This window comes from Parabacteroides sp. TM07-1AC (assembly GCF_003480915.1).
In the GTDB taxonomy this organism is placed as follows: domain Bacteria; phylum Bacteroidota; class Bacteroidia; order Bacteroidales; family Tannerellaceae; genus Parabacteroides; species Parabacteroides chongii.
In genome coordinates, this window is record NZ_QUKD01000002.1 from 547,542 (window position 1) to 560,658 (window position 13,117).

Here is a 13,117-nt window from a genome sequence, read left to right on the forward strand (position 1 = left end):
ATATATTTCAATGGCTGCAAGTTAGCAAAAAAAGAACTCTGTTGTTCTTTTACGTCACAAAATAAAACAAAAACATCCATATTTGTCCAAACAGAGACAAACATGGATGTTTTTTATGTGTAAAGGTACCTTCCTTATTTCGTCAATGCAGCAATGCTCTCCTCTATCGATTTGATCTTGCTTTCGGCATCGGCTTGTTTCTTACGTTCCATATCGATTACCTTAGCCGGGGCTTTGCTTACAAAGCTTTCGTTGCTCAGTTTCTTTATAACGGAAGCGAGGAAGCCCTGCTGATATTTCAGTTCTTCACGCAATTTAGCCAACTCTTCTTCCACATTGATCATACTGCCCAGAGGAACAGCATATTCCGTGGTACGAACCAGGAAGGATACAGCACCGGCAGCCTTATCGTCAGTCTTTGTTATCTCTGACAGGTTACACATCTTAGCGATTACCGGATTGAAAGCATCGTTATGATCGCCCAATACCTGTAAAGTCAATTCTTCCTTATTCGGAATATTCTTCTGCAGACGGATCGTACGGACACCGCTCACAATCTCTTTCACGATCTCGAATGATTCCAGATAAGCAGCATCCACCGGCGTAACTTCAGGCATTAATGCAACCATCAGACTTTCTCCTTCTTTACGCGGTTCGAGAGCCTGCCATAATTCTTCCGTAATAAACGGCATGAACGGATGGAGCAGACGAAGCAACGCGTCGAAGAAACCGAGTGTTGCCTGATAAGTCACCTTATCGATCGGCAGTTGATAGCCCGGCTTGATCATTTCCAGATACCAGGAAGAGAATTCATCCCAGAACAGTTTATAGATAACCATCATCGCTTCGCTCAGACGGTATTTGCTGAACAGATCGTCTACCTCAGCAATCGTCTTATCCAACTGCATCTTGAACCATTTGACAGCAGTAGCCGATGCTTCCGGCTGTGCAATCGTATCGTCGACCGTCCAACCTTTGATCAGACGGAAGGCATTCCATATCTTGTTATTGAAATTACGTCCCTGTTCGCACAAAGCTTCGTCGAAAGGAATATCGTTTCCGGCAGGTGCTGCCATCATCAATCCCATACGAACGCCGTCGGCTCCGTACTGTTCGATCAGCAATAACGGATCGGGAGAGTTTCCTAATGACTTCGACATCTTACGTCCGAGTTTATCGCGAACGATACCGGTAAAGTAAACATTCTTGAACGGCATATCGCCTCTGTATTCGTAACCTGCCATAATCATACGGGCTACCCAGAAGAAGATGATATCCGGCCCTGTTACCAGATCGCTGGTAGGATAGTAATAGTTGATCTCTTCGTTATCCGGGTTATTGATGCCGTCGAATAGAGAGATCGGCCATAACCAGGAAGAGAACCAGGTATCCAGACAGTCGTCGTCCTGACGAAGATCGGCCATTGTCAGTGCCGGATTCTTTTGTTTCGCCAGTTCCAATGCCTTTTCAGGTGTTTCGGCTACCACATAACCGCCTTCCGGCAGATAATAAGCCGGGATACGATGTCCCCACCACAACTGACGGCTGATGCACCAGTCCTTGATGTTCTCCATCCAGTGACGGTATGTATTCTTGAACTTAGGCGGATAGAACTTCAGGTCGTCATTCATAACCGGAGTCAAAGCGATCTGTGCCAGGTGTTCCATCTTCAGGAACCATTGCATAGACAATTTCGGTTCGATAGGCACATTGGTACGTTCCGAATAACCTACCTTATTTTCGTATGCTTCTACCTTTTCCAACAGGCCGGCAGCTTCCAGGTCTTTTTCGATCTGTGTACGAACATCGAAACGATCCATACCGATATACAAGCCGGCGGCTTCGCTCAGTGTTCCGTTATCGTTGAAGATATCGATGGAAGGCAAGTTATATTTCTCGCCCAGCATATAGTCGTTTACGTCATGGGCCGGAGTTACTTTCAGGCAACCTGTACCGAATTCGATATCTACATAATCGTCCTCGATAACCGGGATCACACGGTTTACCAGCGGAACGATCACTTTCTTACCTTTCAGGTGCTGGTTCTTCGGGTCGTTCGGATTGATACACATGGCGGTATCCCCCATGATCGTTTCCGGACGGGTAGTTGCAACAACGGCGTAACCGTCTTCCCCTTCGATTTTATAACGGAGGTAAAACAGTTTGCTATGTTCTTCTTTATAAATTACTTCTTCATCAGAAAGAGCAGTCAGGGCCTTCGGGTCCCAGTTTACCATACGCACGCCACGATAGATCAGGCCTTTGTCGAACAGGTCGACAAAAACTTTCAATACGCTTTCCGAACGTTTTTCGTCCATCGTAAAAGCCGTACGGTCCCAATCGCAGGATGCACCCAGTTTACGTAACTGTTTCAGGATGATACCTCCGTGTTCTTCTTTCCATTCCCAGGCATGTTTCAGGAATTCATCGCGGGTCAGGTCGGTCTTTTTGATTCCCTGCTGTGCCAGTCTGTTCACCACCTTTGCCTCGGTAGCGATAGATGCGTGGTCGGTACCCGGTACCCAGCAAGCATTCTTACCCAACATACGGGCACGACGGATCAAGATATCCTGAATGGTATTGTTAAGCATGTGTCCCATGTGAAGTACGCCGGTGACGTTAGGAGGCGGAATGACGATTGTGTACGGTTCGCGACCGTCCGGTTTCGACTTGAAAAAGCCGTTATCCAACCAATACTGATACCACTTTCCCTCTACTTCTGCGGGATTGTACTTACTTGCAATTTCCATATTGTTTTATTCAAATTATATCTATGTTCAATACAGACAAAAAAGTCCGTCATTTTTCAGACGCAAAAGTACAAAAATAATAGTAATATAGATAAGCCCGTAAATGCTAAATTTTATATTTCCTCACATTCAGAATTAATCATTAATGCTAATTCCGAACTGCATCTGTTATTTTTCTTGCTATTTACAAGAGGTCTCCCTATCTACTTATTATTTCTCTCCGAACTTCTCCTGTTGGATTTCAACATCCTCCAGGTCTTTTTCAGATATTATTTTCTGCAATCGTAATATTTCCTTTTTCATCATCTGTACATCTGAACCTTCCGGGATCTTAGTATTTGTCACATCTTTGCTTGCTACTTTCATCGATATAAGTTCAGAAGGTTTATAAATAAACTTCATTGAGGGTTGTACGGATTCAACTTCCAACTCTCCGGGCTCGATAGCATTCACTCCGTCACCAAAGATTTCCGCTTTTATCCGTATTTTCCCGGGACGTATTGTGGTACGCAACAAGATAGGTGCACTCCCCCAATTAGCCCGAACAGGATTGACTCCAATAGATTCATCCTCCAATAAAAGCCCTTCACCTTCTATTGAAAAACGGACAGCAAAGTTGTTCAATCTGTTCACTATGCCATTATGATCCACTATTTCCGCAACAACAACAGCAATATCCGATCCATCCGATATTAGAGGAACACCGTCATTATCCATCCGCAATCTTATTTTCATAGGCTTACGCGAAGGAGAACGTTTGTAAGTAGCCACAACCTTTCCGTCAATCAATCCCTCTGCCAGTAGATAAACATCTTTTTGTTTTCCAGCCCGCGATAGCGCTTTAGTATCCATAAAATCAAATACATTCTTGAAAGTAATAATGGGTGACGGCATTTTTAAAGAAGAGGAAGATCTCTTCCACACATATTGCTTCCCCCCTTCATAAACAGTCAGTCGCACCTCTTCACAATTAGAATATACAGTCACATCAGCCGGAGAAAAAGGAGTCATCTGATGGGCTATATAAACCATTGGCCCACTTTCAACGGGAGAAGAGTCATTCATTATATTCGGACGTTGGGATTTAAACATGTAATAAGCAGTTTTAGGTTGCCTGTAAGCATCCATTATCCCTCCATAAAAAGCGATCGGATGACATCCACGCTGATGATCAAATGAATGCCAAAGAGTTCCTCCCAAATGATTACTCTCCGCACGACAAAGTGCTTCTATCGTAGTAAAACGTGAAGAATAATAAGGAGCAGCATAATGTTCTGCTTGTACCAGCATCGGCACTTCTCCCCAAGATCTACAAACACGACTTGAAGAATTGTTGGCACTCCAGTCATCCACATTATCACCGAATTCACGTGTAAAATAAACTTTCGACGGATCAGCCTTATCCACACTGACACTACTTTTTTGCGGACTTATGCTTAGCGGATGAGTATAGACCACGGGAAAATATTCACTTCCTTTTGAACCCGGATCAATAGCAGAATAAGCATTTGGAGTACGCATTTCTTCATCCACACACTTTTTGGCTTGCAAAGCGAATTCCAAAGGAAAACCTGTCTCATTAAGTACCGGTTCCCAGAAAAGTAAAGAAGGACGATTTCGATCCCTACGAACCATATTCCGAATATCATCATATACACGCTCCACAAAGATAGAATCCTTATTATAAAATTGCCACCCAGGAGTCGCCTCAATATAGAACAGACCTAATTCATCACAAGCATCTATAAAGGCTGGATCTTGCGGATAATGGGCAGCCCGAATCACTGTCATACCTGCATCTCTCAACCGAAAAGCATCTCGCCAATGTAACGAATTAGGCAAAGCATTCCCAATCACGGCAAAATCCTGATGACGATTTCCGCCAATCAACTTTCGGTGATAAGGTTTGCCATTTAGCCACAAGCCCTCAACACCTTTCATTTCGATACAACGAACCCCTATTCGTTGCTTATAACCATCTATCACCACCCCCTTTTCATCTTTCACATAAACGTTGAGCCAATAAAGGGATGGAGATTCGGGAGACCATAAAGAGGGATTCCTTACCTGCAAATTCGACTGAACCACGATCGCTTCTCCCGAACTCACTCGATAAGCATTCTTTCCGGTAGCAACCACTGTACCCTCTCTATCCGTCAATGCATAAGAAACCATCCCCTTCCGAAGTTGTTTATATTCATTTCTCAAATGAAGCCTAATATCCACTTTCGCTTTTTCTTCATTTACCTCCGGATAAGAAATAAAGATACCTCCGCCACCTTTTTCTTTTTCATAATTCGGATCAGTAATAAACAATTTATCATGTGTTATAAGCCAACAATCCCTATATATACCTCCAAAATAAGAAAAATCAAGTGCACGCTGCGGTTTTCCGGGAGGATAAGACGAGTCATCACTATTATCAGCACATACGGCTATCACATTCTCTGCCCCATACTTCAACCAAGAACTTAAATCTGCAATGACAGGCAAATATCCTCCATAATGCTTTTTGATCAATTGACCATTTATCCAAACTTCAGATTTTCCCATAATCCCTTCAAAATGGATCATTACTTTTTTATTTCTCCATTCTGCATCAACCAAAAAATGTTTGCGATACCAAACCTTTCCCTGATAATTGATATTTCCACTTGCTTCTTCTGGCAACAGTTCTATTCCATTAGGCAAAGAAACGACCGCCCAAGTAGAATCCACCAATTCTAGAGCACCTCCATTGGCTATATCTCCTTTATGAAAGCGCCAAGCAACGTTCATATTATATACACACCTACCACTATTAGTCAACTCATAAAATCCGGCAGTTGAAAATCGAGATTCGCTTCCTTTCCCCCAGTTAATACCCGTCAGCAGACACAATAATACTATAACTATCGATCTCATTTTTTTACTTTATGATTAAAAAAACATCCCGGATCCTATCAACGAATTCCGGGACATTTTTATTTCAATTCAATCAAATTACCAATTGGGATTTTGTGTCAAATTTTCATTCAAATCACGGGCATCTTGAGGCACAGGCCACAGATACATGTGATCTTTCCACACTCTTGTTTCCATGAAGATATTCTCCCGCTTACCGGATTCTGTCATTTTAGCAAAACCATAGGCATCGCCTCCTCTTACCTTATCACAAATTTTCCAACGGATAATATCATAATAGCGCAATCCTTCCATAGCAAATTCCACACGACGCTCATGGCGCAATTTGTCACGCAAATCACTCTGATTCGTTACTTGTACATTTTTCGGCAACCTTGCCCTATCACGCACATCATTAATTAAAGCAACCGCCTCATCCAAATTTTCATTTTTCTCAATCAAAGCTTCAGAACGCATCAATAACACATCTGCATACCGAATTATGCTCAGATTCTTACCACCTAAAGTACGGTCGGCCTCTTCACCTTCCAAATCGACATATTTCGTAACCAAGAAGCCAGTATAAGAAGGATTTTTCTGGATATAATCTTTACTGTTCGGATCTTCTACACCAAATACAGATCTAACCGTCCCATTCGCTTTCCACTCCCAGCCTGGAGTTATAATAGTAGACTTCAAACGGGGATCCCGATATTCATATTCTCCATATCCACCATTTGCCGATACCTCTTCTCTCATTTGCACATACTTACAGTCCAATCTTTCACACTCACTTGTTGCATGACCACCCAAACATTCATACTCATCTACCAGACTTTGCAGAGGGCGTAGACCAGTCCAACCCAAATATACAGAAGATGCGGGTGACAAATTACGATTTAATGCATGTACCTTCAATGGAGCCGAATATTGTTTCTCAAAAATAATTTCATTATTGTTTCCATCAGCCTGCGGGCGGAACAATTCTTCATAACTATTCTTGTCCGCATTTCCATCAAATGCGCGGTATAAGCCATAATTACCAGAATCGATAATCGCCTTCGTATATTCCAAAACTTTATCGTAGTTCTTTTCATGCAAATAAATTCTAGCCAAGAAAGCTTTCACAACATTCTCATTGACACGTCCTGTTTCAGACGAAGTATCTTTCTGAATATCAACCAGGACTTCATTCAATTCTGTCAAAATAAAATTCAACACCTCTTCACGTGGCTGACGAGAGGTCTGTCTGGATTCATCAATTGTCAAAACTTTCGTTACTAACGGAATATCACCAAAGTAGAATAACATATCGTAATACAAGAAAGCACGAATAAAACGAACTTCTGCCCGCATGTGATCATACTGTTCCGAACTTACGGATTCTTTCGCTTTCTCCAATCCTTCCAATACATAATTCAAATTAGCGATCTCAGAATATTTCCATTCATTTTTCACTTTTCCGGTATAAGCCGTCATGGAACCGTCCGCCATCACTGCATTCCCGCTCCAAATAGCATTATCTGTAAATCCATCCCGGAAAACAAGAAGATTATCCCCATCATCATTATACAGATGGACATAACAATTATCCACCATCATTTTTGCCTGGCTTTCATCTTTCCACCAATCATCTTCCGTTATTTGATCAAGAGGAGGCGTGGTCAAAAAATCATCACAACCTGTCAAAACAATCATCCCCAGCAATATCAGATAATATTTTATATTTTTCATGACTGTACTTTATTAAAATTGAACATTCAAACCAAAAGAATAGGTTCTTGACAAAGGATATGTATACGCATTGGATGTTTCCGGATCATAGCCCGGAACAAAATTATCAATCGTAAACAAATTAGAAGCTGAGAAAAACAGACGCAAATTAGAAAAGCCTGAATTCTTCAACAAATCATTAGAGAAATTATATCCCACTTGCAAATTTTTCATACGAAAATACCCTGCATTGATTTTCCAAAAATCCGATTTTTCATAATTGAAAGAAGCTTGATCGGAAGTCAAAATACGCGGATATTCAGCATCTCGATTATCCTCTCTCCAATAATCCAACTGGTGCACAAACACCGGGCCTCCTCCTCCATCGCTTAACGGCTGGATACCAGGACCACTCATAATATAATCCTTCTTCCCAATACCTTGAAACAACATACTTATATCAAAGCCTTTCCAAGCAGCATTCAAACGCAAGCCATACAAATAATGCGGATTAGGATCACCTATAACAACACGGTCATCTCCATCGATCTTGTCATCATTATTCTGATTCTTATATTTGATATCTCCCGGTTTATTTTTCACATTTTGGAATGGAGAATTTGCAATATCTTCTTCCGACTCGAAAAAACCCAATGCTTCATATCCATAAATAGATTTCATCGGCAGTCCTTCAGCCGTATAACCATCTTTCCAAGGACCTGTTCCTGCCAAATCCAAAACTTTATTCTTATTATTTGAAAGATTGGCTTGGATAGAGTAACTTACTTCACCGACTTTATCGTTCCAACTTAATTCCATTTCCCAACCACGATTCTCTACTTCTCCGATATTCACATTCGGTTTTCCAAAACCATATTCCATCGGGACAGGTAAACCGATCAAAATTTCATTCGTATTCTTGATATAATAATCGAATGTAACTCCCAAGCGATTTTTCAAAAAATAAGCATCAGTTCCCACATCGAACATGGTCGTTTTTTCCCAACCCAAATCGGTATTACCCAACGTTTTCAAATAGGCAGTCTGTACATAAGAGTTATTCAATGCGACTCCTCCCATCGCTATCGTTGTATAACTCGGATACAATCCTAATCCGGAAGAAGCTCCGGTTTTACCCCATGAAGCACGAATTTTCATATCATCCAGAAATGAAGAGGTCACCCCCATGAAGTTTTCCCCTGAAATACGCCATGCAGCTGAAACAGAAGGGAAAGTTGACCAACGATGGCCACTGGCAAAACGAGAAGAACCATCAGAACGCACCTTCAAAGACAATAAATATTTACCCGCATAATCATAATTCATACTTCCGATAAAAGAAGCAATTGCCCAATGTTCTGCATTCCCATCATTACTCCAATTATCTTTAGATCCTCCAGTCAAAACATGTACGATATCCGTCGGATAACCATCCCGATAAGCATTGATCCAATCATAACGCTGATTTTCCTGCTGATAACCGGCTAAAACATCAATAGAATGTTTTCCAAATGTTTTCTGATAAGTCAACAACGCCTGCAAATTATAATATGCAGTAGAAGTACGTTCTTCTTTCATTGAATTGATCCCCTTGGTAGTCACCTCCTGTGTGAAAAAATCCGTAAAAGAAATTTCACGCCCAAACGTCGAAGTCTTACCAAAGATATAATTTACATTGGCTAGTCCGGTCAACTTCAAACCGTCAATAAACTCATAACTCATCTTAAAAATACCGGAAGCATCATGTTTATCCCACAAATCATGCCCAAACTCATGTATATAAGCAATCGGATTTATAATTGCTTTCGGATTATATCCATAACTTCCATCAGTATAGTAAGCGATGTTGGTCGGATTCATTTTATATACATCTATAATATTGTTATCCATTGAGATAACTTCATCTTTCTTACGTAGAATATATCTCATATCAAAAGATATATTAAACTTGTTCGTTACCTGAACATCCACATTTGAACGCACGTTGAACACATCATGTTCTACTTCAGGAATCACACCTGTCTGATGGTCAAAACCTCCACTCAAATAATATTTTACACTTTCTGTTCCACCAGTTGCTGCAATCGAATGGCGGGTTGTAATACTATTCTGAAACATCAAATCCAACCAATTGGTATTTGGATAACGGTTCGGATCTTCGCCACTTGCAAATTTTCTTATATCATCTTCTGAATAGACATCACTACGTCCTATATTACGCTGAGATTCATTATAAATTCTAGCATATTCGGCAGATCCCACCATTTCCGGCATATCAGTCGGAGTATTTACACCGACATATCCATTATAGCGAAAAGTAGGTTTTCCCAGTTGCCCACGTTTTGTTGTTACCAAAATAACGCCATGAGCTGCCCGAGAACCATAAATAGCAGCAGATGCAGCATCTTTCAAAACAGTTACACTTTCTATATCTTCTACATTCAAATAATTAAATTCACTCGGAACTCCATCCACTAATAAAAGAGGAGATCCGCTTTCATTCAAAGATGTAGCCCCGCGTAACTGCATGGATGAAGCGCTACCCGGACGACCTGATTGTACGATACTCAAGCCAGGAACGGCTCCCTGCAAAGCATCTGTAATCGTTTGAGACGGTTTATTAGTCAAAACATCTGCTTTAACAGCAGTTACTGCTGTAGTCAGATTTCCTTTTTTCACAGTACCATATCCGACAACGACGACTTCTTCCAAACTTTGCAAATCTTCTTTCAGAGTAATCGTCCAGTTTTTCCTTCCTTTCACCGGAACTTGTTGCTCCACATAGCCAATGTAAGAGATCACTAAAGATGCATTCTCCGAAGGTATTTCCAATGAGAATTTTCCATTGATATCTGTCACCGTACCGATTGTTGTTCCTTTCACAAACACATTCGCTCCAATTATCAACGTCCCTGCCTCGTCTGTAATAATTCCCTGGATAACTTTTCCTGATTGCTGAGCGACAGTCTCTCCCTGTATCTTCACCCGTTTTGTCAACACGATATAATCGTCTTCGAAAACGTATGACACACCCGAGTTCTTAAAAATACGGTTCAAGCAATCGGCTACAGCATTTTCGCCTTCATTCAATGAAACTGTTTTATTTACGTCAATTTCTCCCTTATTATAGACAAACAGATAGTCGGTCTCCTTTTCAACCTGATTGATAAAAGTCCCGATTGTCATACGACCGTTTGCGATGTTTACTTTTGCCGTCTGCGAATTTACATTCGACGCATAAGATGCAAACAAGCAGACAAACAAGAACAATGTTGAAATTCTCATAATATTAAAAAACTTCTTAAAGTGTTTTCTTTGAAATAATAAGATTGACAAAGCATATTTTTCCATACCTTTGTATAATTAAATGTTTAATACTTTTTCGACTAAGAGTGTTAGATGTATTGCTGACAGGTGGTGGAACACCTGTCAGCTCTTTATTTATAAAAAGATTTCTTATTTTTAAACCATAGGCATATTATTTTTAAGGTTACACATACTTTCCTGTATTTATATAGTTAACTCCTCCATATGGAAATTTGGAAATTATTTATTGCAAAAGAATCTGATTACGATCATCGTCTTTGGTGTAAGTGAACGGATATACTATTTGCAACTTTTTCAAAACACTTTCTACCCCATCCCTTTGTCGAAATTTCCCCGTATAGCGGAAATTACCGAGTTTTGTATCCTTCACAATAATTGAGACATCATAGTAAAGCTCTAATTTCTTTATAATATCAGTTAATAGCATATCATCAAAAATGAATACGCCATCCCTCCAAGACATAAAATCAGTATTAGTAAATAAAGAAATTTCCGATGAATGATCGGACACAACTATTTGTTGCTGCGGACGTAGTGCATAATTACGACTCCTATCATTTACACAGGATACAGAAACGCTTCCTTCAAGTAAGGACGTTACAAAATACATTTCAGAATCATATGCACTCACATTGAATTTTGTTCCAGTCACTTTTATATCCATCTTATTCGTTTTTACGATAAAAGGACTTCCCGTATCCTTTTCGACCTCAAAGAAAGCTTCCCCATTCAGTTCGACTTCCCGTTGTTTCAAATCGAAATGTTCAGGGTAACGTAATCTGGAATTAGCATTCAGCCAGACTTCCGTACCATCAGCTAACAAAACTTTCGCCCGCTGTCCTGCTGGCGTTGAAAATTCCTGATAACGAACCAATTCATCCTTCATATTCCCCGTATATGTCATCAATAAATAAGTCGACAAGACAGAAAAAATCATTATGGCTGCGTAACTAGCAATCTTCCTGAAACCTAAAAAGAACGTACGCTTTCTTCGTAAACTGACAAATGAACGATACTGCATATCGGAAGCCATACGATCTTCCTTAGCCATAGAAACAAGTGCTGATAAATTTTGCATATCAGCAGCTTCCTTCCTGTCACCGACATCTTCTTTCAATCGACGGAAAAGAGTTTGCTTTTCTTCAGACGAGATATTTCCCGTCAAATACTTTGATAATAAATCCAACATATTTCTTCCTTATATATAAGTTAAACTCTTATCTCTGGAAAGACCACTATAAGCCAATCAGAAATAAATATTATTTAACAAGGAATAATAATAGGGGCAGATAATTTTTTAGTTCAACACGTAGTTTCTTTAAAGCTGTGACTATATGATTTTCAACAGTATTTACAGAAATACCCAATTCTTCCGATATTTCTTTATACTTCAATCCTTCTATACGACTTTTAATAAAGACTTCCCGGCAACGCTCCGGCAGGGCATCAAGAGCCCGTTTTATGGCTTCCTGCAATTCCGTTTCCGATTGATAAGAATAATCCAACGATTCCAAGGCATACAGTTTGAAACTTAGCTCTTCCTTCATCTGAAGATTATATTCTTCCTCTATCAGTTTGTGTCGCAGAAAACTAAGGCACTTATTCTTAACAAGGGTAAATAAATAGGTGGTTAATGTATAAGTAATTTCAAGTTCATCTTTTTTTTCCCAAAGCACCAAAAAAACATCCTGTACTATATTCTCGGCGTCTTCATCTGCCAAAACATAGTTTTTGGCAAATCCAAACATCTTCGGATAGTACAACTTATATATCCTTTCAAAATCACTTTGAATATAATTCATATTTATATACTTATTCCCTATTAGCAAAAGTAATATATTATTTCAACTTTTAAGCAATCGGATAAAATTAATGTATTTTCTCTTCTAATAAGACATCACAACAAGAACTTCCCCAATAACACATAAACATCTATATGTAATAAATAAAAATAAAATGAAAGCATATACGCTTTTCACATAACTATCCTAACTGACAAAACATCTCTACCAGCCATTTATCAGTTCGTTTACAGTAATTTTTCGAGATAAAGTCCGTCCTAATAAATATTACCTGCCGGGAAACCAACACTCAAGTCCGAGATAATTGTTATAAAGTCCGAGACAGTTGGGATTAGCTGCCGGGTAATGGAAAGAAGTCCGGCAGATAAATGATTTTCTGAAGATGAAACCTCAAAAACAACCATAGATTGTAAAAAAAAGGAACTTATTCTCTCTGGAAGCATTTACAGAAAACACTTTTTCCACCTAACATTTTTATGCAGAAAGAAGTCGGAAAATATCCCCTTTCTCATTTACCATCCGGATAATCTCTAACAAAAAAGCAGCATGCTACCTTTTCTGCCTTTTTTCTTTCTAAATATCATTCAACAACTATAACTTCACAGCATTATTCAAAACAGATTGAGCAACCAGCCGTCTATA

At 39.7% G+C, this 13,117-nt stretch carries 6 protein-coding genes; all 6 read right to left on the reverse strand.

The features are described from left to right. Window positions 1-134: 134 nt before the first annotated feature. A complete protein-coding gene (locus tag DXD68_RS06910) occupies window positions 135-2,750 on the reverse strand; it encodes a valine--tRNA ligase (RefSeq protein WP_122360897.1) in 2,616 nt (871 codons plus the stop codon). Window positions 2,751-2,960: 210 nt separating this feature from the next. Continuing rightward, the gene (locus tag DXD68_RS06915) at window positions 2,961-5,654 is read right to left on the reverse strand and encodes a glycoside hydrolase family 2 protein (protein WP_122360898.1); all 2,694 of its coding nucleotides are present in this window, start codon (window positions 5,652-5,654) and stop codon (window positions 2,961-2,963) included. Window positions 5,655-5,732: 78 nt separating this feature from the next. Beyond that, window positions 5,733-7,367, reverse strand: coding sequence for a RagB/SusD family nutrient uptake outer membrane protein (locus tag DXD68_RS06920; RefSeq protein ID WP_122360899.1), 1,635 nt, complete (start codon window positions 7,365-7,367; stop codon window positions 5,733-5,735). A gap of 12 nt (window positions 7,368-7,379) precedes the next feature. Next, window positions 7,380-10,631, reverse strand: a complete 3,252-nt coding sequence (locus DXD68_RS06925; RefSeq protein ID WP_233577021.1) for a TonB-dependent receptor — start codon at window positions 10,629-10,631, stop codon at window positions 7,380-7,382. 265 nt (window positions 10,632-10,896) lie between these two features. Then, window positions 10,897-11,862: a FecR family protein gene (locus DXD68_RS06930; protein ID WP_122360901.1), complete on the reverse strand. Its 966-nt coding sequence runs from the start codon at window positions 11,860-11,862 to the stop codon at window positions 10,897-10,899. Between the two features lie 70 nt (window positions 11,863-11,932). Continuing rightward, window positions 11,933-12,475 (reverse strand): RNA polymerase sigma-70 factor, encoded by a 543-nt coding sequence (locus tag DXD68_RS06935; RefSeq protein ID WP_122360902.1) that lies wholly within the window; start codon window positions 12,473-12,475, stop codon window positions 11,933-11,935. Window positions 12,476-13,117: the final 642 nt, after the last annotated feature.

Bases quoted from the DNA above. Each gene is read 5' to 3' on its own strand.
- DXD68_RS06910 (WP_122360897.1), bottom strand. From the start codon at position 2,750: ATGGAAATTGCAAGTAAGTACAATCCCGCAGAAGTAGAGGGAAAGTGG.
- DXD68_RS06915 (WP_122360898.1), bottom strand. From the start codon at position 5,654: ATGAGATCGATAGTTATAGTATTATTGTGTCTGCTGACGGGTATTAAC.
- DXD68_RS06920 (WP_122360899.1), bottom strand. From the start codon at position 7,367: ATGAAAAATATAAAATATTATCTGATATTGCTGGGGATGATTGTTTTG.
- DXD68_RS06925 (WP_233577021.1), bottom strand. From the start codon at position 10,631: ATGAGAATTTCAACATTGTTCTTGTTTGTCTGCTTGTTTGCATCTTAT.
- DXD68_RS06930 (WP_122360901.1), bottom strand. From the start codon at position 11,862: ATGTTGGATTTATTATCAAAGTATTTGACGGGAAATATCTCGTCTGAA.
- DXD68_RS06935 (WP_122360902.1), bottom strand. From the start codon at position 12,475: ATGAATTATATTCAAAGTGATTTTGAAAGGATATATAAGTTGTACTAT.